The 22,972-nt window shown below is 39.6% G+C and carries 20 protein-coding genes and 1 riboswitch; of the genes, 13 read left to right on the forward strand and 7 right to left on the reverse strand.

The window, feature by feature from the left end; genetic code table 11:
- The first annotated feature begins 4 nt into the window (after positions 1-4).
- The gene (locus Q4597_RS12035) at positions 5-1,174 is read left to right on the forward strand and encodes a trans-sulfuration enzyme family protein (RefSeq protein WP_408065837.1); all 1,170 of its coding nucleotides are present in this window, start codon (positions 5-7) and stop codon (positions 1,172-1,174) included.
- Between the two features lie 664 nt (positions 1,175-1,838).
- Here Q4597_RS12035 and Q4597_RS12040 read toward each other — a convergent pair.
- The 7 genes from Q4597_RS12040 to Q4597_RS12070 form a co-directional block, all read right to left on the reverse strand.
- Positions 1,839-2,552, reverse strand: a complete 714-nt coding sequence (locus Q4597_RS12040; RefSeq protein ID WP_303406403.1) for a hypothetical protein — start codon at positions 2,550-2,552, stop codon at positions 1,839-1,841.
- Positions 2,549-5,290, reverse strand: coding sequence for a T9SS type A sorting domain-containing protein (locus Q4597_RS12045; protein WP_303406404.1), 2,742 nt, complete (start codon positions 5,288-5,290; stop codon positions 2,549-2,551). The genes Q4597_RS12040 and Q4597_RS12045 overlap by 4 nt, the downstream gene beginning before the upstream one ends.
- 284 nt (positions 5,291-5,574) lie before the next feature.
- Positions 5,575-5,967 carry a nuclear transport factor 2 family protein gene (locus tag Q4597_RS12050; protein ID WP_303406405.1) on the reverse strand — a complete coding sequence of 131 codons (393 nt, stop codon included), beginning with the start codon at positions 5,965-5,967 and terminating at the stop codon, positions 5,575-5,577.
- A gap of 68 nt (positions 5,968-6,035) precedes the next feature.
- Positions 6,036-6,926: an MBL fold metallo-hydrolase gene (locus Q4597_RS12055; RefSeq protein ID WP_215911838.1), complete on the reverse strand. Its 891-nt coding sequence runs from the start codon at positions 6,924-6,926 to the stop codon at positions 6,036-6,038.
- A gap of 86 nt (positions 6,927-7,012) precedes the next feature.
- Positions 7,013-7,594, reverse strand: a complete 582-nt coding sequence (locus Q4597_RS12060) for a Crp/Fnr family transcriptional regulator (protein WP_215441170.1) — start codon at positions 7,592-7,594, stop codon at positions 7,013-7,015.
- A 132-nt stretch (positions 7,595-7,726) separates the two neighbouring features.
- On the reverse strand, positions 7,727-8,383 hold the full coding sequence (locus Q4597_RS12065) for a hypothetical protein (protein ID WP_303406406.1): 657 nt from the start codon (positions 8,381-8,383) through the stop codon (positions 7,727-7,729).
- A gap of 279 nt (positions 8,384-8,662) precedes the next feature.
- A complete protein-coding gene (locus tag Q4597_RS12070) occupies positions 8,663-9,148 on the reverse strand; it encodes a hypothetical protein (RefSeq protein WP_303406407.1) in 486 nt (161 codons plus the stop codon).
- A gap of 408 nt (positions 9,149-9,556) precedes the next feature.
- Between Q4597_RS12070 and Q4597_RS12075 the strand changes: the two genes are divergently transcribed.
- From Q4597_RS12075 to metF, 12 genes are all read left to right on the forward strand, one after another.
- Entirely contained in the window at positions 9,557-9,967 is a 411-nt protein-coding gene (locus tag Q4597_RS12075) for an Rrf2 family transcriptional regulator (RefSeq protein ID WP_303406532.1), read from the forward strand.
- 179 nt (positions 9,968-10,146) lie between these two features.
- Entirely contained in the window at positions 10,147-10,410 is a 264-nt protein-coding gene (locus tag Q4597_RS12080; protein ID WP_215441174.1) for a DUF2061 domain-containing protein, read from the forward strand.
- Positions 10,411-10,417: 7 nt separating this feature from the next.
- Positions 10,418-11,041, forward strand: a complete 624-nt coding sequence (locus Q4597_RS12085; RefSeq protein WP_215441175.1) for a phosphoadenosine phosphosulfate reductase family protein — start codon at positions 10,418-10,420, stop codon at positions 11,039-11,041.
- Positions 11,042-11,113: 72 nt separating this feature from the next.
- Positions 11,114-12,016 carry a sulfate adenylyltransferase subunit CysD gene (gene cysD, locus Q4597_RS12090; protein ID WP_155597688.1) on the forward strand — a complete coding sequence of 301 codons (903 nt, stop codon included), beginning with the start codon at positions 11,114-11,116 and terminating at the stop codon, positions 12,014-12,016.
- 57 nt (positions 12,017-12,073) lie between these two features.
- Positions 12,074-13,321 carry a sulfate adenylyltransferase subunit 1 gene (locus tag Q4597_RS12095; RefSeq protein WP_155597687.1) on the forward strand — a complete coding sequence of 416 codons (1,248 nt, stop codon included), beginning with the start codon at positions 12,074-12,076 and terminating at the stop codon, positions 13,319-13,321.
- Between the two features lie 120 nt (positions 13,322-13,441).
- Positions 13,442-15,532, forward strand: a complete 2,091-nt coding sequence (locus Q4597_RS12100; RefSeq protein WP_303406408.1) for a HEPN domain-containing protein — start codon at positions 13,442-13,444, stop codon at positions 15,530-15,532.
- 2 nt (positions 15,533-15,534) lie between these two features.
- Positions 15,535-16,329 carry a uroporphyrinogen-III C-methyltransferase gene (cobA, locus tag Q4597_RS12105; RefSeq protein WP_303406409.1) on the forward strand — a complete coding sequence of 265 codons (795 nt, stop codon included), beginning with the start codon at positions 15,535-15,537 and terminating at the stop codon, positions 16,327-16,329.
- Between the two features lie 5 nt (positions 16,330-16,334).
- Complete coding sequence (locus Q4597_RS12110; protein WP_215911831.1) at positions 16,335-17,396, forward strand: NAD(P)/FAD-dependent oxidoreductase; 1,062 nt, start codon at positions 16,335-16,337, stop codon at positions 17,394-17,396.
- Positions 17,397-17,551: 155 nt separating this feature from the next.
- A riboswitch (SAM riboswitch) is annotated at positions 17,552-17,659 on the forward strand.
- Between the two features lie 132 nt (positions 17,660-17,791).
- Entirely contained in the window at positions 17,792-18,790 is a 999-nt protein-coding gene (locus tag Q4597_RS12115) for a homocysteine S-methyltransferase family protein (protein ID WP_215441182.1), read from the forward strand.
- A gap of 44 nt (positions 18,791-18,834) precedes the next feature.
- Positions 18,835-21,570 carry a methionine synthase gene (gene metH, locus Q4597_RS12120; RefSeq protein WP_303406410.1) on the forward strand — a complete coding sequence of 912 codons (2,736 nt, stop codon included), beginning with the start codon at positions 18,835-18,837 and terminating at the stop codon, positions 21,568-21,570.
- Positions 21,563-21,862 (forward strand): hypothetical protein, encoded by a 300-nt coding sequence (locus tag Q4597_RS12125; protein ID WP_303406411.1) that lies wholly within the window; start codon positions 21,563-21,565, stop codon positions 21,860-21,862. Before metH ends, Q4597_RS12125 begins: the two co-directional genes overlap by 8 nt.
- A 92-nt stretch (positions 21,863-21,954) precedes the next feature.
- Positions 21,955-22,908: a methylenetetrahydrofolate reductase [NAD(P)H] gene (gene metF, locus Q4597_RS12130; protein ID WP_215441186.1), complete on the forward strand. Its 954-nt coding sequence runs from the start codon at positions 21,955-21,957 to the stop codon at positions 22,906-22,908.
- Positions 22,909-22,972: the final 64 nt, after the last annotated feature.

Below are 22,972 nucleotides of genomic sequence, written 5' to 3' on the forward strand. Positions count from 1 at the left end.
TTATATGAACATGGAAAAGAAATTTGAGACAAACGCCATCCGAACGCAGTTGGAACGTACTAAAAACTTAGAGCACTCCGTACCTATGTACATGACCTCTAGTTTTGTGTTTGAAGATGCAGAAGATATGCGTGCGTCGTTTGCGGAGGAGAAAGAGCGAAACATTTACTCGCGCTATTCCAATCCCAATTCATCTGAATTCATAGATAAGGTGTGCCAAATGGAAGGTGCCGAAAACGGTTTTGCTTTTGCATCGGGTATGGCCGCCGTATTTTCTACCTTGGTCGCACTTTTGGATAGTGGAGACCATGTGCTTTCTGCTCGTAGCATTTTTGGTTCGACTCATTCGCTGTTTACCAATTTCTTTCCAAAATGGAATATTGATCATACGTATTTTAAGATAGATGATTTAGATTCTGTTGAGGCTTTAATCACTCCAAAAACTAAAATTATTTATGCGGAAACACCTACGAATCCGGGTGTAGATGTTTTGGACTTGGAGGCATTGGGAAAGATTGCCAAAAAGCATAATTTGATTCTTGTAATCGATAATTGCTTTGCATCGCCTTATCTGCAACAACCCATTAAGTTTGGCGCCGATTTGGTCATCCACTCGGGAACCAAATTAATGGACGGGCAAGGGCGTGTCCTTGCCGGGATTACGGTAGGTTCAAATGAATTGATAGATAAGGTATATCGTTTCTCTAGAATAACCGGTCCTGCATTATCACCTTTTAATGCGTGGGTACTTTCCAAAAGTTTGGAAACTTTGGCCGTTCGTGTAGATCGTCATTGCGAGAATGCGTTAAAATTGGCGGAGTTCTTAGAAGGACATGAAAAAGTGAACTGGGTAAGGTATCCGTTTTTAAAATCGCATCCGAAGCATGAAATTGCTAAAAAACAAATGAAAGCCGGTGGCTGTGTGGTTGCCTTTGAGGTAAAAGGTGGCGTAGAAGCTGGGCAGAAGTTTTTCGATTCTATTCAGATGTTATCCCTTTCCGCTAATTTGGGTGATGCACGTAGTATTGTTACACATCCGGCGTCAACCACTCATAGTAAGCTATCGGTAGAAGAGCGTGCAGAAACGGGCGTTACGGACGGTATGGTGCGCGTTTCCGTAGGGCTGGAGCACATAGATGATATTATTGCCGATATTTCTCAGGCGTTAGGGTAGAGAAGAAATATTTTAAAACCTAATTTTATATTTTACTTAAACAAAAAAGAGCTTCCTGATTGGGGAGCTTTTTTGTTTTAAAGGAGGTTGTTTTTAATTCATACTTTTAATTAGGAAATAAGATAATATTATTACTGGCACAAATATTATAGTAATGACACAGTATAGTGTCCATTTAAAAAATTTAATTTGCTCTTGGTCAAATGATTTCAGATTAACACATTTTGGGTACTTCTTAAGAACTTTCTTTTTAAAAAAATAAATACCCAAAAATGAAATTACAAGAAAGAGGATGATTAAGCTCCCTTTATATTCGCGCAATGGTACTTGTATGTTTATTTTAGATAAAAGAAATAAGAATCCATTTAAAATATAAAAAAATAGTATCAACAGTACTCCAATTATTTTAGGAATTATAGTATCAACCAGTTCTTTATGGTCAAAATAGTCTTTTTTTTGTCTTGCTTCTAGAATATAAAAGCTTAAAAATAAATGGTTCAGCATATTTTGTTGTGTCAAGCAGCTAAAATTATTAAGAGAAAACTTACATATTAAAAGTAGGATAATAATCTTAATTGATAAAAAAATAAGTTCAATTCTAAAATGAGATTACAAAAAAAACCAAAGTGTTCCACTTTGGTTTTTTTGTGTATTAGTATTAGTTCTATTTGGTCTTGAACTTAAAGACGGGCGATTGTGAACTGGAACCATTTTCATCGGTAGTGACCACTCTCCAATAGTAAGCAGTAGCAGGGCTAAGAGCAACATCGTCTATTTTTGAATCTGTTGTATTGGCGTGCAAGGTAACCGGTGGATTGGTAGTGTCTAGATACACATCATAAGAAGCAATATCATTGTCAACGTCACTTCCCTTCCAGCTTAGGGTAAGAGGTTGGTCTACATTGGCGCCCATGGTAGGCGTAAGAACTTCAGCCGGAAAAGGGGCATAGTTTTCATTACCTTCTCCAGCATTGTAAAACTTCCAAGTTTCGCTAGTTGCCGTATCAGTTGTTTCGTTTGATTTTGAGATAATGTTCCAAGAGTAGGGGGTGTTTCTTGAAATAGTCAATGCAAGTGAATTGGTGGTTGCATCATTTTCGGTCGTTTCATTGGTCTCCAGATTTTTTAATGTCAAAGTGTAACTGTCCGTATGTGAGGAAGCGTTCCATTTAAAGGTTACTTTGCTTTGGGCGGTAGAGATGATATCACCTTGGTTGCACTCTTCGTCTTTCTCGGGAAAAACCAGAACTGTGGCTTCGGGCGGTAGGCTCTCTGTGGGGGTCATGTTGTTTTTGTTCTCGTCATCACTACTGCTACAACTACAAAAGACGCTAAGAACAAGAAAAAGGGTGAATCGGAGGTGTGTATTGGATATCATTGTTTAACGATTTTAGCTTGGGAATTGATATTTTTTGCGGTGATGTTAAGGAAATAAATCCCCGAACTTAGATTGGACGTATCCACAGTGGTAGTTTGGTTACCTGCAGATTCGGTCTTGGTCAGTACCACCTTCCCTGTAGCCGAAATCAATTCAAGGGTAACTAAAGAATCCAGCGCATGGGAAAAAGCAACCGTTAGCTCATCTTTTACTTGATTGGGAAATACGGTGACACCATCAAAAACACTAATAACCTCAGTGTATTCACCTTGACAAAACTTATCCGCCTGAACGGAAAGTTTGTTTTGACCCTTGGAAAGGTCTAGCGTAATTTTATCTTGAGTAGTATGAGTGACGACCCCGTTTAGTTCAATGTTATAATTGTCACTGCCTTTCAAGCTTAGGGTGAGCTGGTTTGTACTGTTGTCTATCTTTGAGGATACGGACAAATCTTCCGGTTCGTCTATGGCTATAGCAAAACATTGTTCATAATTGGCATCGGCGGTAGTGGTAATACATAGCGTGTAAGTTCCCGCGCTTAAGTTGTTGAACAAGGCATCAGAAGTAAAATTCTTTTCTGTTCCGGTCTCCTTTATTTTTCCTTTAAATTGATATGAGGTAGCTGTGGAACTTATAGAAATAGTTCCATCGTCACTATTGCTGCACGATTCACCAGTTCCCTTTATCTTAAAATTATCGGCAGCTAAACTAAAAATAGCGCATCCTTTGATATCTACCGTGGTGCCCAAGAGAGTTTCAGGGCATTCGTCATCGGCATTGTTTACACCGTCATTGTCTTTGTCATTAGGGTCAACTGCAATGCAGTCTTCACCAGGTAATCCGTAACAACCTAAGCCTGCGGCTCCATACAAAGGTTGCCAAGTAATGCCTGCTACCCATTGTTCACCTCCTTTTTCATACGCGCCAACATCAGGCTGATCGCCCGAAAATCCATCGGTTATTCCTGGGATATCCTTTCCTTGGTCAATGGCAGAAGCACCGTCGTTTAAAATGAAATTACCATTGGCGACGCTCATGAATGTACTGGCCGGAACAACCAGATTATTTTGTTTGTCCGATTGCGGCTCCCAATTAGAATCGCTTCCGAGGTTGTTCCACACCCGAACGTTAGAAAAGGCAGTTCCATCTTTGTGCCAAGCACCCATTACTTCTGAACCGTTCCAAAGCGTATTGTTGAAAATATCAATGTCCGTTCCATTCCAATTGATCTGTACGTTGGTCCATTCAGTATTCCAGACCACATTGTGATGCACCACAAACCCTGCGGCATCATTATCCAAATAAATCCCGGCAGCTTTGTATTTCTTTCTACTGGAAGCTGTGTCGTGAAACCAGTTGTGGTGTATTTCTGTGGTGTATTGTGGTCCAACAGTATAAAAAAGGGCACAATCATCTGCGATTAGGTTGCTACGGGAAATATCGTTAAAAGCAAATTCATTGTTGGAACCATTGTACTGTACCGCGTCTCTTCCTCCTCTAAAAACGGTATTGTTTTTTACCAAACTGTTTTGGATGCCCCTAATGACCAAAGGACCATCGTACGAACCAAGAAAATTGCAGTCGTGAATATAATTGTCTAAAATTTGTTGGTTGTTGCCCCTAACGACCAATCCGGCTCCGGCATTAAATGCAATCTCGCATTTTTCAACCCTATTGTTTGAGCCCTGTACATGAATATTGGCATTGTTGGTGCGTGAGCTGTTGGTGATTCCTTGAGTATGATTGCCAAAAAAAGAGGTTACCCCGTAGAGTAGGTTATTGGTAGTTTTACTATTGGCATTGGATGCCCACCAAGTAGAGCTGTCTTCCATATTTATACTCCCCCCAAAAACGGCCAAGTTCTTTATTTCTATGTATTTTTTGTCCTTAAGGTTAATGGTTTCTAAACGGCGTCTCATCTTTACCTTGCCATCAATAGGAGCTTGACCTTTGGGAAGCTGAACGTACAGGGTGCTTGTGCTTTTATCAAAATACCACTCGTTTTCATAGTCTAAGGCACCTTTTACGCCCTCTAGATAAAAATCGCCTAAATCTGCTGGGGCATGAAAAGTTCTGACCCAAGTTTCATTGGTAGTGGTGGTGTGGTCAAAATTTACCCGGCCGGAAGAACTACCTGTAATCATTCTTTTCCATGCCAACCATCCGCTACCGGGCTTATCGCCATAGAACCAAAGTGCACCTCCGGTCCAGTCAATTCCCGGAATGGAAGCTTCCGCTAAATAAGCTCCGTTAATTACATCGCCGCTGCTTCCGCCCGTATTCCGGATGCTCCCCAGGGCAAAAGGGTCGGAGTCTGTTTTGTTGGGCCATCGGGCCAAGTCCAGTGCGGTGGCATCGTTCATTACAAAGTTCTCTTGTCCTAAAGAAGTGAATGAGATGGTAGTCTTGTAAATGGAGCCACTATCTTGACTCCAGCCAGATAATGCATCCATGGCCGTAATGATTACTTTTTCTCCGGGGAAGGATTGAAAAACAATAGGTTGGCCGGGACTCCCGGAATTAGCCGGAGTCAAGGTCTCTTGGTAGGTGCCCTCCCTAATGTATACAATATCTCCCGCCATGGCCTCACTTGCCGCTTTAGAAATGGTCAAGTACGGGTTTTCCTGAGTGCCAGGATTTGAGTCGTCTCCATTTTTGGAAACATAGATGTCTCTTGAAAAAGTGGTTATACTTACAAGGAATACAATTAAAAAAAGGGAACTTTGTTTAGTTGACATTTGTTTGGATTTGAGCAGGTTAAACAATGGGTGTCTTACCAAATCTAATAGAATAGTGATCTGCTTCAAATAGCAAATGATTAAATGGGTATAACAAATGAGTTTTTTTGGAGATTGTAAACTATTTGTCAAGTTTTTGATCAGTTGCCGTTACTTGTGCTTTTATCTAAAAATCTGAAAATCATTGTTTATAGAGGCGTTGAAGTCTGGATTAAGTCTTAATTATTTAAAGCAAAAAAGCCTCCCAATTGGGAGGCTTTTTTGCTTTAACTCAACCGCGATTTTTATTTAGTCATGGCATCGGTAACCGTTTTACTGTCCACAATCTGTTCAAACCGGATTATTTTGCTATCCTTTAAAGTCCATAAGTGTGCTACTTTTGCTTCAAATCCTTTGCCTGTTTTTTTATAAACTCCGGTGTAATTACCAATAGCAATGACGGTATCCCCATCAGCTACATATTGTTTTGGGGTAAACTGGTAGTGAATCCATTCAGACCCTAATCTGGAAAATACATTCTTAGTAATCTCTTCTAGTCCTGTATAGGTACCTGCATATGGAAAGCCCTTGGCTTCTGTCCATTGAATATCTTCCGCAACATGCTTGGCTAAATTCTTTCCGTTTTCTTCGGAAGATTTGCCTTCGTAGGTGCTTTTTATGATTTCTAAATTTGTCATTTTATTTTTATTAAAAGAGCTACTTGACAATACCATAAGTATTGCCAAGTAGCCTATTCCTATTGATTTTACCATTTCATTTCGCCTGTATTCACTTTTGCTCCAATTTGAAGTGCGGTTTCAAAAGTAGCATTTGGGTATTCCTTTTTCATCGTGCTGATTAAGTCCTCTGAAGTGGTATTGGTTTTTAAAGCTTCTTCATAGAACGTAATGTAGTTTTTAGTGTGAGCCACAGAGGTTAAGTTAAGTTGCGTATCCTTATTTCCGTGGGCAGGTATAACTACTTTAGGGTTTAGACTTTCAATTTTGTTTAGTATGGAAATCCAATCTTTTCTCGCTTCTTCAGTTTGGGCGTCTGCCATCCATACATGAAAAGTATTGGAGAAAATATTGATGCCACCAATAACCGCTTCGCTAGAAGGGATGTAAACAAAAGTTCGTTTTGGGAATTCGTCTAAACCAATAATTTCTAATTTTTCACCTTCTAGTTCTAATGCATCTTCTTTAAGAACCTGAGGAAGGACAGCATTAGTGGTAATAGCGTTTCCTAATTTAGCACCCCAAACATCTAGTTTCTTTTGGGCGGTAGCTTTAATGTGCTCTACGGTTGCGGGAGTTGCAAATACGGTAACCTCTGGGAAATATTTTTTAAATACTTGTAATCCAAAATAGAAGTCAGGATCACCATGAGATACATAAATAGTTTTCAAGTTTTTGCCTGATTCTTTTATCTCTTGCGCTACAGTTTCGGCATCTGCCAAAGTAAACTGGGCATCAATTAAAATGGCATCCTGTTTTCCTGACACCAAAACCGATGCTACACCAAAGCTATTTTCTGATGCATTATAAACCTGTAGGTCAAAATCGTTGGTTTTAATTGTTCTTGTGTTCTGGGCTTGTACTTCCATATTAAATAAGATTATAGTTGTTAATACTAGTGTTGAAAAAATTGATTTCATTTTTACTTGTTTTAATTTGATGGTACAAAGGTGCGTGCCAATGCCATCCAAAACATTGAACTAGTTCAATAAATGAAACACTAGGATTATTTTGAAGCGGTCTTGCTTCTAATCTTGCTTAAAAATTCATGGGATATACCTAAGTAGGAAGCTAATTGCAGATTGGTGAGCTTTTGGGCAATTTCCGGGTATTTTTCAATAAAACCTAGATAACGGTTGTCCGCAGTCTGGCTAAGATTGGCAATCATTCTTCTTTGTAGCGATACTAATGTTTTCTGGGTCATAACCCGGAATAGTTTCTCTACCTGTGGTATTTGTTCATATAGATGTTCCTTATCAGCGTGATTTATGAGTAATACCTCACTATCTTCTAAAGCCTGTATGGTCAAGAACGAAGGGTTTTGGTTTGTAAAACTATCTATATCAGTTATCCACCAGTCCTTGGTAGCAAAATAAAGCACATGTTCTTTACCATCCTCATCTAAAGTAAATACCCTAAAACAGCCTTTAGTTACAAAACCTTCAAATTTGCAGACGTCACCTTGGTTTAATAGGTATTGTTTTTTGGCAATAATTTTAGGGTGAAAAGCATCACAAAAGGTTCGAAGCTCTTCGTTGTCCAATTTGACATTTTTTAGAATATTATCTTTTAGGAGTTTTATAGACATTTTTAGCGCTAACTGAATGTGGATTCCTATACTTTTTGAGGAAAGTCCTATCAAAGATAAACATAACGATAAAACTGCATTTTTAGAAATGAAACTTACAAAGAGAGAGTAGCGTCTTCTTAATATTGGGGGTTATAGTCTTTTTGTAGCCACGGTTTTGGGATTGACCTTTCTCTTCCAATAAATAATGTAGATAGTTCCAAGAACGGTAGGAAGTGTCCATGCAATGAGATTTCCTATGCTGAGACCAGCAATTATAAATGCGGTAATGGAAGCGATCAAAGCACCAATCATCTTACCGATGTGCGAGATTAACCATCCATTTTTGGTCTTCTGAGGGTTTTTGTAAAACTGAAAATCTTTAAAAGTTAGGAGAAGCCCAAACCCTCCAAAGAATACATATAATATACCCATAGTATTCGTATTCAAAAGGGTATACAAACCAATGCCCAGCATTAGTGCCGAAAAGAAAAGCATACTCCCTGAAATTACTTTGTCTACTACATCCGCTTCAGTTTTTATTTTGAAAGCCAACGCACGATTACCGATTAAAACAAGATATACGGTGAACAAACCTATTAGCAGTAAGAATAGATTTTCATGATTTGGCATCATGGCTATTGGCATGGAAATTACTGAGCTACCAATCATACCTATAGAAAACAACTTACCAAATTTTTTATGTAAGGAGCTCCCTTTTTTAACAATGATGCTGCCTATACCGGTAATCAATCCCACTCCGCCTAAGAAAGCGTGCAGGTAAATAAAGAAAGCGATAGTTTGTTCCATGGTGTTTGTGTTGGTTGCTAGAGTAAACCTCGGACAAAACCATGGTTTTTAAAAGAGGATGTTTCTGAACTGTAGTAATTAAGGGATGAATTGAAAAATGTTTGGAATATAATTTATTGACTTTTATTGCTCCAGTAGGGCGTTAAACTTCTCTATAGTCTCGTCTGGCAAACCCTTAAGGGTTTTAAAGTGCTTGGTATTTGTTTCCCAGAATGTTTTCGGTTCTTTGGCTAAATTGAAAATGGATGATTAGGCCTTGATAGTTAAGCTCATTTTGTCTTATCCATTCACATGTTCAGTTAAATAAGTATTAGTACTTTCTGATAAGGTAAAAAATTTACTAGCCTCTTCTCGGGTTTTTTTTCTCTTAATTTCTCCACTAGAATTCATTACGTCCATCACATCGGGTAATCGTTCAAAATCATATTTTGTGCCATTCTTTTTTAGCTTTAGTCTTTCCAGAATTTCGACATGAGCAAATGCATTTCTTATGGATGATAACTGTTGGATTTGAGTTATTATTTTATTGTCAAAACTTTCTATATTTCTTAAAATTTTCAACTTCGCACCGAGGCTTATGATTGAAGAATTAAGTATGATCTTATTAAAACCATCTTTGTTAACAGGTTTTATAAAATCACAAATAATAATATTTAAATTGGTTTCAATAGTGTTCATGTGGTCAATAATGCTACCTCGTATTTCTTCACGGTTGTAATCTGAAAAATGATTTTTTTTAGATCGGTCAAAATGTTGATTTCCCATTTGTTATAGATTTTTTTAATTCAATGTCTTGTTTTCTTTCTTTTAAATTATAATAATGATATATGTTAATAATATTAAATCGTGATTTTTAATAAGAAGCTCTATGTAAATTTTACTTGACTCAACATTAGTTATAATTGATGCTAATAATTAACTAAGCTAGGTGAAATCTTACAATTTTAAAATGCAAGCAGGAATTTGATTTCTGAACCTGTTTTACCAGATACATCAGCACAATGACTTTTGGAACTAGATAGTACAATTTTAGGTTTAGGAGGCTAAGAGTACATAGCTTTTTTTGGAACGGGAAGGAGTGGGGTTGGTTCAATAGGATATAAGGGTATGGAAGCATTAATACTACACCTTTTGGGACTACATTCCCGTTCCAAATTTTGCTATATTTACCCCATGCTCTCAAAAAAGACAAAATACGGTTTAAAGGCTTTAGCTTACTTGGCTTCACAGAAAGACCAACAGCCCGTACAGATTTCTGAAATTGCGAAGGCAGAAAATATCTCACAAAAGTTTTTGGAGAGTATTCTGTTGTCTCTCCGCAAGAGCGGATTTTTAGGTTCCAAGAAAGGTAAGGGTGGAGGCTATTACTTAATTAAAGACCCAAAAGAGGTTTTAATGACAGATGTCATGCGCATTCTAGAAGGCCCAATAGCTATGGTGCCCTGTGTAAGCCTTAACTTTTATGAAAAATGTGCGGACTGCCCAGATGAGGACACTTGCTCGGTAAACAAACTCATGCTTATGGTACGCGATGCCAATCTTGAGGTGTACCGCAACCATACCTTAGCCGATTTAATAGCCTGATTTTCCGATCTTCAGCTAAATACGGTGTAAAATCTTCAATATTTACAGGGATTTATTAAAAATCTACTAAATCTATAGGGTAAAAGTAAATTCTTCTGATTTTAGCCGTCTAACACAATAAAAATATACTACATTTGTTTACTCTATTAGATTGATAGGGTAATTAGATTAACACGAAAATGATTGTAGATCAATTGATTTTAGATAAAGCAGCTTCCAAGAAGAAGTATTCAGAAGATAAAAAATCCGAGAAGCCGATCCGTAGTATTGCAAAAGCGGTAAGCTGGAGGGTGATCGGTACTTTAGATACCTTGCTGGTTTCTTATTTGTTAACTAGTGAAGTGGCCATTGCTGCTTCTATAGCATCCATAGATTTTGTGACCAAGATGTTCTTATACTTCTTTCACGAGCGTTTATGGAATAAAATTAATTGGGGTAAATAAATAGGATATGAGTTTTTCAGAAAAAGAAATCCAAAAGCTTAACGAGCGTTTTAAAGAGGCAGACCCATCAGTTATTATTGATTGGGCTATAGAAAATGCAAAGAATGCCGTGGTGACTACCAATTTTAGACCTTATGAGGTTGCTATTTTGCATGCGGTTACCGATGTGAAAAATGATATTCCTGTTATTTGGTGCGATACAGGTTACAACACGCCAAATACCTATAAACATGCCGAGGAGTTAATAGAAAGATTGGGGCTGCAGATAGATTTATACGTACCCAAGCAAACTAGTGCGCACCGTGATAGTGTAATGGGTATACCTCAAATAGATGATCCAAAGCATGCTGTTTTTACGGAGCAGGTTAAATTAGAGCCTTTCAAAAGGGCAATGGAGGCACATAAGCCGGATGTTTGGTTTACAAACCTTAGAAAAGGACAGACTGCGTTAAGAGATTCATTGGATATTCTAAGTGTAAGCAAAGACGGTGTTCTTAAAGTGAGTCCGTTTTACCATTGGAGCGACGCGCAGTTGGATGCTTATTTGGAAAAAAGAGAATTGCCTAACGAGCATAAATATTTTGATCCAACAAAGGTTCTTGAGAACCGTGAGTGTGGGTTACATACTTAAAATACATTCCGCATTTAGCGGAAAAAATATAATAGAAGCATAGCAGTAGCGAAAAATATATATTCAAAAATTATGAGCCAAGATACATCACACATCAACGCCTTAGAAAACGAGGCCATCTACATCTTTAGAGAGGTAGCTGCTCAATTTGAGAGACCGGTACTTTTATTTTCCGGTGGAAAAGATTCCATCACTTTGGTGCGTTTGGCACAAAAAGCATTTTGGCCGGCAAAAATTCCTTTCCCTTTAATGCATATTGATACAGGTCATAACTTTCCTGAGACTATTGAGTTTAGAGATAGATTGGTAGAGGAGTTAGGTTTGGAGCTTATAGTACGTAATGTTCAGGATTCTATTGATCAAGGTAAGGTTAAAGAAGAGTCCGGTAGATACTCAAGTAGAAACTCTTTGCAGACCACTACATTGTTGGATGCCATTGAGGAATTCAAGTTTGATGCCTGTATAGGTGGAGCTCGTAGAGATGAGGAAAAGGCAAGGGCAAAGGAGCGTATTTTTTCGGTACGTGATGATTTTGGCCAGTGGGATGAGCGTAACCAACGCCCAGAGCTTTTTGATATGTTGAACGGTCAGATAGAATTAGGACAGAACGTACGTGTGTTCCCTATTTCAAACTGGACGGAGCTAGATGTTTGGTCGTATATAAAAGATGAGGAAATTGAAATTCCTTCTATCTATTTCGCGCACAAACGTAAGGTGTTCTTGCGTGACGGTTTGATCTGGTCACACTCGGATTATGTGTACCAAGAAGAAGATGAAGAAGTTTTAGAGCGTATGGTTCGTTTCCGTACCGTAGGGGATATGAGCTGTACCGCAGCCGTTTTTTCCGATGCTACCGATATTGAATCTGTTGTGGAAGAGATTCGCGATTCCAGTATTTCTGAAAGAGGAGCCCGTATAGATGATAAAAGGTCTGAAGCGGCAATGGAGAAGAGAAAACAACAGGGATACTTTTAGGATTCTCGTTTAGGGAATTAGTTTAAAAAATTTGATTAAAAATTACAGCCAAAGAAGATGGACGTATTAAAGATAGCAACAGCAGGTAGTGTAGATGACGGAAAAAGTACCTTGATCGGTAGAATTCTGTACGATACAAAATCATTGACCAGCGATAAGTTGGAAGCCATAGAAAAGACCAGTAAGAGCAAAGGGTACGATTACCTAGATTTCTCATTGGCTACGGATGGTCTAGTGGCCGAGCGTGAGCAAGGTATTACTATAGATGTGGCGCATATCTATTTTTCAACTGCAAAGAAAAGTTACATTATTGCCGATACTCCCGGTCACGTAGAATATACACGTAACATGGTTACCGGAGCTTCTACATCTCAAGCAGCGATTATTTTGATCGATGCTAGAAAAGGGGTTATTGAGCAGACCAACCGTCACTTTTTTATCAATAACCTATTGCGCATCAAAGATGTGGTGGTAGCTATTAATAAAATGGACTTGGTAGATTATTCTGAGGAAACTTATAATGCTATTAAAGCCGATTTTGAGGAATTGATGGCGAAGAGAGATTACCAAGATCAAAAGATTACTTTCATTCCCGTTAGTGCCCTTAAAGGTGATAACGTCGTGAACAAAACAGATAAGACGCCTTGGTATACGGGTCCTACTTTATTGGAGCATTTTGAGGCTTTAGATCGTAAGGATATTTTTAACGTGGGTACGCCTCGTTTCCCGGTTCAGTATGTAATTCGTCCTAAGACAGATGAGCACCATGATTTTAGAGGTTTTGCCGGTAAAGTTTACGGTGGTGAATTAAGTGTGGGTGATGAGGTTGTAGCACTTCCATCACAGACCAGATCTAAGATTAAGGATATTTACTTCTACGATAAGAAATTCCAGACGGCTTCAAGAAGGTCATCGGTAACGATAACTTTAGAAGATGAAATCAATATCAGTAGAGGAGATATGTTGGTACGGGCAGAAGACCTACCTACAATAGATAAGCAGTTTACCGCTACTATTTCTTGGATGGATTCCAATAAATTGACTACAGGTAAGAAATATGTGGTACAACACGGTGTAAATAAAGTGTTGGCCAAGGTGGATAATATCCATCATAAAATCAACCCTGATTATTCAGGTATTGATACCAATGTAGATGGTTTGGGTATGAATGATATCGCTCAGGTAACTTTCAAGTTAAATAAACCAATTTTTTACGACAAATTTAAAGATCACCGTACCAATGGTTCGTTTATCTTAATAGATACGCAGACCAATAGTACGGTAGGGGCAGGCTTCATAAGCTAAGAAGTCCGTTTCTAACCCAAAGGGCAAGGATACTGGTTTAATTATCCCTATAAACCCTATAGGAAAAATATACAATTATTAATCTACCTATAAACGGTAAGAAGCTAGAAGAAATATAGTATGCAAAGTTTCAGAACAGAGATAGAAAACCCGGTTGTTGAGAAGGATATTTTGGCATTGGAGGCTAAAATACGCCAGTTCAAAGAAGGTAATTTAGATGAGGAAAAGTTCCGCAGTTTGCGTTTGGCCAGAGGTGTTTACGGTCAACGTCAACCAGGTGTGCAGATGATTCGTATCAAGTTGCCATACGGTAAGGTTACTTCTAAGCAGTTAAAGCGTATAAGCGATGTTTCTGATGAATATTCTAGAGGTAGATTACATATTACTACGCGTCAGGATATTCAAATACATTATGTAGATCTGGACCGTACGCCGGAACTTTGGGCAGAGTTGGAGAAGGATGATGTTACCATTCGTGAAGCTTGTGGTAATACGGTCCGTAACGTAACGGCTAGTGAAACTGCCGGTATAGATGTAGATGAGCCGTTTGATGTTTCGCCATATGCTCATGCACTTTTTGAGTATTTCTTGCGTAATCCGATTAGTCAGGAAATGGGCCGTAAGTTTAAGGTTTCCTTTTCTGCTAGTGATGCGGATACTGGTCTTTCGTACATGCACGATCTTGGTTTTATTGCTAAAATTCAGGATGGGGTAAGAGGTTTTAAAGTAATGTTAGCCGGTGGTCTGGGGTCACAACCACGTCATGCCGAGCTACTTTTTGAATTCCTTGCGGCAGATCAGATCATTCCTTTAATGGAAGGTGTGGTTCGTGTTTTTGACCGTTACGGTGAGAGAAAGAGTAGGGCCAAGGCAAGAATGAAGTTCTTGTTGAAGGACATAGGACTTGATGGTTTTAAGAAGCTATTGGCCGAAGAGCAAAAAGCAATTCCGGTACAAAGCTATCCTATTGATGCGGAAGCCTATCCAAAAGTTGAGGTTGCTAAAGTTGATGCGCCACAAGTAGAAATTGAAGATACGGAAGCTTTTGAAATCTGGAAATCTACAAACCTTATCCCTCAGAAACAGGAAGGGTTTTCGGCTATAGGTATTAAAGTACTTTTAGGTGATTTTTATACAGATAAAGCAAGATTATTGGCAGATTTAGTGGAACAATATGCTGCCGGTGAATTAAGATTAAGCTTGCGTCAGAATATATTGATTCCTTACGTTGCCAATGATTTGGTACCGTTTTTCTACAATGAATTAAAGAAATTAGGTTTCGTAGAAGCGGGTTATAATAAGGCAATAGATATTACGGCCTGTCCAGGAACGGATACTTGTAACTTGGGAATTGCCAGTAGTACTGGTATTGCAGAGGAACTGGAAAGAATCATGAGAGTGGAATATCCACAGTATACAAGCAACCCAGATGTTGTTATTAAAATCAGTGGGTGTATGAACGCCTGTGGACAGCACAACATGGCCAATATTGGTTTTCAGGGTATGAGTGTAAGAACCAAGGATAAGTTGGTAGCACCTGCACTTCAAGTCTTGTTAGGTGGTGGTAACGATGGAAACGGTAACGGAAGATTTGCTGATAAGGTGGTGAAAATTCCTTCTAAAAGAGGTCCTGAAGCTTTACGATTGATTTTGGATGACTACGACCAAAACGGAAACGGAAAGTCGTATGCGGATTACTATGAAGAAAAAGGTCAGATGTATTTCTATGATTTTCTAACGCCATTATCGGACGTTGAAAATCTTACTGCGGAAGACTTTATTGATTGGGGTAATACGGAGCGTTATGAAAAAGCGATTGGTATCGGGGAATGTGCCGGTGTGGTAATCGATCTTATTGCGACTTTACTTTTTGAAAGTGAAGAAAAAATTCAGAATGCTCAAGAAGCTTTTGATGAGAAGAAATGGGCGGCTAGTATCTATCACTCGTATTCTTCAATGGTTAACTCTGCAAAAGCACTGTTAACTTCAGAAAAGGCTAAAGTAAATACACATGCAAGCATCATTAAGGATTTTGATACCAAATTTGTGGCCTCTGGTAGAATAGATTTAGGACAAGGTTTTGAAGAACTTGCTTTGCAATTGAATAAAAATGAACCAACTGAAGCTTTCGCAAAAAGCTATTTGGAAGATGCTAAGGCATTTTTAAAAGCAGTTGAGAAATTTAGACAACAAGAATTGGCAGAAGCCTAAACATGAAATATTCCAACGAAAATAATAACACTTCATCCAATGTAGGCGGTCGCTTTACGGTAATTGGCGCAGGCCCTGGTGATGTTGAGCTTATTACGCTCAAAGCCATCAAGGCATTGGCAAGTGCCAATGTGGTGTTGTACGATGCGTTGGTGTCCGTTGAGTTATTGGAGTATGCACCCAAAGCCGAACACATTTTCGTAGGCAAAAGAAAAGGGTGTTATGCATACCAACAAGAGCAAATAAACGAGCTTATTGTTAGTAGGGCTAAAACCAATGCTCATGTAGTGCGTCTAAAAGGTGGAGATCCATTTGTATTTGGCCGTGGCGCCGAAGAAATGGAATATGCCGCAAGCCATGGGTTAGACGTTGCTATGGTGCCGGGTATATCCTCATGTTTATCGGTTCCTGCATCACAGAACATTCCGGTTACTAAAAGAGGTGCCGCAGAAAGTTTTTGGGTAATTACAGGAACGACCAAAGAACACAAACTTTCGGGTGATGTTGCTTTGGCCGCTAAAAGTAACGCTACGGTGGTTATTCTTATGGGGATGAGCAAACTGCCTCAAATAGCGGAATTGTTCAAAGCCGAGGGCAAAGCGGAAACCCCAATTGCTATTGTGCAGAACGGAACCCGAAAAGATGAAAAAATTGCAATTGGTACCATCGCATCCATTGAAGCTAAAGTGGAGCGGCAACAGTTGACCAATCCGGCAATAATTATAATAGGTGAAGTAGTAAAACATAGGGCAACCATTTTATCAATTGCCCAGAATCAAGAATTACAGTTAAGTTAATAGTTATGATAAAAACAGATATTCTCATCATTGGCGCAGGCCCAACAGGTCTTTTTACAGTATTTGAAGCAGGCTTGTTAAAGCTAAAATGTCACTTAATAGACGCTTTACCTCAGACAGGTGGCCAATGTTCGGAAATTTATCCAAAGAAACCAATTTATGATATTCCGGCCTTCCCAGAAATTCTTGCAGGAGATTTGGTAACCAATCTTATGGAGCAAATCAAACCTTTTGAAGCGGGTTATACCTTAGGTGAGAGAGCGGAAACATTGGATAAGCAAGAAGACGGTTCTTTTATCGTAACCACTAATAAAGGTACAAAGCACCATGCCCCGGTAGTTGTTATTGCAGGTGGTTTAGGTTCTTTTGAGCCTAGAAAGCCGCCTATTGAGAACATAGCCGATTTTGAGGACAAAGGCGTAGCCTATATCATTAAAGACCCTGAAGTATATAGGGGTAAAAAAGTTGTTATTGCCGGAGGTGGTGATTCTGCTTTGGATTGGGCTATTTTCTTGGCCGATGTAGCTTCTGAAGTTTCTTTGGTACACCGTAGAAATGAATTTAGAGGAGCTTTGGATTCTGTTGAGAAAGCGGCAGAATTGGCAAAAGCAGGAAAAATAAAATTATTCACGGAAGCCGAAGTGAAAAAATTGTACGGAGATGACCATTTGGAAGCGGTTGTTATTAAGCATAACGATGCCGAAAAGGGAGAAACCTATGTTGAGGTAGATAACTTTATTCCATTGTTCGGTCTTTCTCCAAAATTAGGTCCAATAGGTGATTGGGGCTTGGAAATTGAGCGTAATGCCATTAAGGTGAACAACGCCAAAGATTACCAAACCAATATACCTGGTGTTTTTGCCATTGGAGATGTAAATACCTACGAAGGAAAACTAAAACTGATTCTATCCGGTTTCCATGAGGCCGCCGTAATGTGTCAATATGCTTACCAATTGATCAACCCTGGTAAGAGATATGTTATGAAGTATACCACTGTAGGTGGGGTAGAAGGTTTTGACGGTAGTAAGAAAGAGGCCAAAAAAGAGGTCGTTCAAAGTATTTCTTAATTAGCTAGTAGTGTGCATATAATTCATAAAAACCTTCTGTTATCTCAATTTACGGAAGGTTTTTATCTAATGTAAAGTGCCAAAAACAGGCATGTTTCTTTGGTTTTGAAGGAGATGTGGTGTTACTTTGCAAATCGTTCATTAAAAATATAGGACTGTTATCAAGAAAGGTGGAGGGAATAGACCCTGTGAAACCTTGGCAACCCTTTTCTTATAAAGAAGGTGCTACATTCTATCCTGGTATGTTTTGGGACAGATAACAAAGAGAGGCAATTACAATTGTCCTTATTCTTTTGCTTGATAATTGTTGGTAGGAAGATTTTAGAGTAACATTTTCAATATAATATAAATTGAATTTGGTTGCGTTTGAACACTCAATTAGAGGAGGAAAAGAAATGAAAAACATTCAAGAGATATTAAAAGAACGCATTTTAGTGTTGGACGGTGCCATGGGTACTATGCTTCAACGCTATAAATTTACCGAAGAGGATTTTAGAGGTGAGCGTTTTAAGGATTGGAAAACCCCTGTTCAAGGCAATAATGATTTATTGTCACTAACACAGCCCGAAGCTATAGCGGAGGTGCATAGAAAATACTTTGCTGCCGGTGCGGACATTGTAGAAACCAACACGTTTTCCAGTACAACAATTGCCATGGCTGATTATGACATGGAAGAATTGGTGTACGATCTTAATTTTGAATCTGCACGTATTGCCAAACAAGTGGCGGATGAGTTTACCGCCAAAGAACCCAATAAGCCTAGGTTTGTAGTTGGCAGTTTGGGGCCAACGAACAAAACTGCCAGTATGTCCCCCGATGTTAACGACCCGGGTTACAGAGCGGTTTCGTTTGATGAACTACGTATAGCCTACAAACAGCAAGTAGAGGCGTTGTTGGATGGGGGTGTAGATATGCTAATGGTAGAGACCATTTTTGATACGTTGAACGCAAAAGCGGCCTTGTTCGCTATAGAAGAAGTAAAGGAAGAGCGAAATATAGAAGTGCCCATAATGGTAAGTGGTACAATTACGGATGCTTCGGGCAGAACGCTTTCGGGCCAGACCGCAGAGGCTTTTTTAATTTCCGTTTCACACATTCCTATCTTGTCGGTTGGTTTTAATTGTGCTTTAGGAGCCGATCAATTGGTGCCGCACTTAGAAGTATTGTCCAATAAAACGGAGCATGCCGTTTCGGCGCATCCCAATGCAGGTTTGCCCAATGCCTTTGGAGAATATGATGAAACACCGGAACAGATGGCAGCACAAATCAAGGAATATGTAGAGAAAGGGCTGGTAAACATCGTTGGTGGATGCTGTGGTACTACCCCGGAACATATTGCGGCTATTGCAGAGTTGGTAAGGAAGTATGACCCACGTGCGGTAGCGGCAGTGTAAATGGGCTACGACAAAGAAAAAATTAAAGAAGTTCATCAAGTACTATGAGTAACGACTCAAATATGCCAACAACCAATAACCAAAAGCCCGCCAGATTCCTTAAACTATCAGGTTTGGAGCCACTGGTCATCACCCCCGAGAGTAATTTCGTAAATGTGGGCGAGCGTACCAATGTGGCGGGGTCCAAACGATTTTTGCGCTTAATTAAAGAGCGAAAGTTTGAAGAGGCTTTGGATGTGGCCCGGAATCAAGTAGAAGGTGGGGCCCAAATCATCGATATTAATATGGATGATGGTCTGATCGATGGTAAGGAAGCTATGGTAAAGTACTTGAACCTTGTTATTGCTGAACCGGATATTGCTAGAGTACCCATTATGATCGATAGTTCTAAATGGGAAATTATTGAGGCAGGTCTTCAGGTAGTGCAGGGTAAATGTGTGGTGAATTCTATCAGCTTAAAAGAAGGCGAAGAAGAATTTATTAATCATGCCAAATTGGTAAAACGGTACGGGGCTGCCGTAATTGTTATGGCTTTTGATGAAGTAGGCCAGGCGGATAATTATGAGAGGCGTATTGAGATTTCCAAACGGTCCTATGATATTCTGGTAGACCAAGTAGGTTTTCCTCCAGAGGATATCATTTTTGACTTAAATATATTTCCTGTAGCCACAGGTATGGATGAGCATAAACTTAATGCCATAGATTTTATTAGGGCTACTAAATGGGTTCGTGAAAACTTGCCGTACGCCAATGTTAGTGGTGGGGTAAGTAATGTTTCTTTTTCGTTTCGGGGCAATAATCCCGTGCGTGAGGCCATGCACTCGGTATTCTTGTACCACGCCATAAAAGCGGGTATGAATATGGGAATCGTAAACCCTACAATGTTGGAAATTTACGATGATATTCCCAAGGACTTACTGGAGCACGTAGAGGATGTTATACTTAACCGTAGGGACGATGCCACAGAGCGTCTTCTGGATTTTGCCGAATCTGTAGTAGGTAAGGCCAAAGAGAGCACGGTAGACCTGTCTTGGCGTGAAGAACCTTTGCAGAATAGAATTACAAGAGCCTTGGTAAAAGGTGTTGATCAGTATATAGTTGAGGATGTAGAAGAGGCACGTCTTGCCGCCGATAAGCCTATAGAGGTAATTGAGGGGAATCTTATGATCGGAATGAACGTGGTGGGCGACCTTTTTGGAAGCGGTAAAATGTTCTTGCCACAGGTGGTGAAATCTGCCCGTGTAATGAAGAAGGCCGTAGCCTATTTGTTACCCTATATTGAAGAGGAAAAATTAAAGAACCCTCAAGTTGGTGACGATAAGGGTAACGGTAAAATTTTGATGGCTACCGTAAAAGGAGATGTTCATGATATTGGTAAAAATATCGTAAGCGTTGTACTGGCCTGTAACAATTATGAAATTGTAGATTTAGGGGTTATGGTTCCGCCAGAAAAAATTATAGCGGAGGCCATTGCGCACAACGTAGATGTTATTGGTCTAAGCGGACTTATTACACCGTCTCTGGACGAGATGGTTCATTTGGCAAAGGAGATGGAGCGCAAGAATTTTAAAGTGCCCTTGCTCATAGGAGGAGCAACAACCAGTAAAGCCCATACTGCCGTAAAAATAGACCCACAATATAGTGAGGCCGTAGTGCATGTAAACGATGCTTCGCGAGCGGTTACCGTAGTAGGCGACCTGTTGCAAAAGGAAACATCGGCTAGTTATAAGAAGTCCATTAAAGAGGATTATGACGTCTTTAGGGAAAAATTCTTGAGCCGTACCAAGAAGAAAGAGTATAAAACAATAGGGGCCGCCCGGGAAAACCGATTTAAGATTGATTGGGATGCTACTACTATTGTTAAACCAAATCAATTGGGTATTCAGGTGATTGAAGATGTAGACTTGGAGAAATTGGTGCCTTTTATAGATTGGACTCCATTCTTTAGAAGCTGGGAGCTACACGGCAAATATCCGGATATTTTAACGGATGAGGTGGTAGGTGTACAGGCTACGGAACTTTTTGCGGATGCCCAGAAAATGTTGAAGGATATCCTGAAGAATAAAAAGTTGACAGGGAAAGGTGTTTTTGGACTTTTTCCGGCCAATACGCTAGGGAACCATGATGATATTGAGGTTGATGTAGAGGATGGTGCAAACACCGAAAAATATATTTTTAGGACCCTGAGACAACAGCTAAGACGTCGTGAAGGTGTCCCGGATTATGCTTTGGCAGATTTTATTGCGCCAAAGGAAACGGGTAAGCAGGATTATGTAGGGTGCTTTTGTGTTACCACAGGTTTTGGAACCGATGAACTGGCGGATAAGTACCGCGAGAACTTAGATGATTATAATTCCATTTTGGTAAAGGCCCTGAGCGACCGTCTTGCGGAAGCTTTTGCAGAGTACCTGCATTTGGAGATACGAACAAATCATTGGGGCTATGCGGCTAACGAACACTTGGGGAATGACGAGTTGATAGACGAGAAATACAAAGGAATAAGGCCGGCACCGGGTTACCCTGCCTGTCCCGATCATTTGGAAAAACTTACCCTTTGGGATATGTTAAAGGTGGAAGAACGTATTGGTGTTAAGCTTACGGATAGTTTGGCCATGTGGCCGGCATCATCGGTTTCCGGGTATTATTTTGCTAACGAGGAAGCCCGGTATTTTGGATTGGGTAAAATAAAAGAGGACCAAGTGGAAGACTTTGCGGAGCGAAAGGGAATTCCGTTGGAGAAAGCAACAAAGTGGCTGGCACCTAATATTTCGGATGACTGATATGAAAAAATATGTTGAGGTAAGTTTGGGCAGTTTTATGATCAGCCATGGGTACGACCAAAATAACAAGGAGATTGAGGAAAGGGTTGTGGTAGATGGCTTTTCTAAAAAGCTTGTTGCCGTAGACCGCATCAAATCCGTTAGTGAAAAGTATATCCTTACGGATTACTTGGATGGCAGATGGATTTATTGGGAATATCTGGAAAGCTATACGGAGGTGAAGCAAATGCTTACGGAGTTGTTTTTTAAAAGTAAAACCAATGCGTTAGGGATAGCAGCGGTATCTTTTTAAGGCCGATAGGTCTTAAAAAATTTAGCGAATAGCCCGCCCGAACGCCAAAATATAGAATAAACATTAAAATTCCCTTTTTAGGGGCAGCATACATGAAAATAACGGACCACATTACAAATGCGAAGGGTAAAACTCTATTTTCCTTTGAAATTATACCACCGGTAAAAGGGCATCAGATTCAAGAACTTTATGATAATATAGACCCTTTAATGGAGTTTAAACCTCCGTTTATTGATGTGACCACTTCTCGTGAGGAGTACGTTTATATTGATCGTGACGGGCTGTTGGATAAAAAGTTGACGCGTATGCGCCCAGGTACGGTGGGTATTTGTGCATCCATTAAACATAAGTATGATGTAGATACGGTGCCGCATGTGCTTTGTGGAGGTTTTACCCGTGAAGAGACGGAGTACCTATTGGTAGATTGCCATTATTTGGGCATTGATAATATAATGGCGCTGCGTGGCGATGCCATGAAGGATGAGAAGTATTTTCAGCCAACCAAGGGAGGGCATACGTATGCCGTAGATTTGGTAAAGCAAGTGCACGAATTAAATTGTGGGAACTATTTGCATGATACGGTGGATACGGATAACTGTGCCGATTTCTGCATTGGTGTTGCGGGGTATCCTGAAAAACACTTGGAAGCTCCTTCTTTAAAATCCGATTTAAAAAGACTGAAGGAAAAAGTTGATGCCGGAGCGGATTATGTAGTGACCCAGATGTTTTTTGACAATCAGAAATATTTTGAGTTTGTTGATGAGGCTAAGAAAATGGGTATAAACATTCCTATTATTCCGGGTATTAAGCCTATTGCCGTAAAGAGACATTTGCAATTGTTACCGCAGGTATTTAGGATAGATTTACCACAGGATTTGATTGATGCGGTAGATGATTGTAAGTCCAACAAAGAGGTGCGTAAGGTAGGTGTGGAATGGGCCATTCAGCAATCTAAGGAGTTAAAGGCGGCGGGGGTTCCCGTATTGCATTATTACTCAATGGGTAAGTCCGATAATATTAAGGCCATTGCCGAGCAGCTTTTTTAGAGAACTGATTTTTGTAAGAAAATAAGTCCAACCTTGGGTTTAAAATAACGAATAGTATTAGTTT

Source organism: Zobellia sp. 1_MG-2023 (assembly GCF_030549125.1).
GTDB lineage: Bacteria > Bacteroidota > Bacteroidia > Flavobacteriales > Flavobacteriaceae > Zobellia > Zobellia russellii.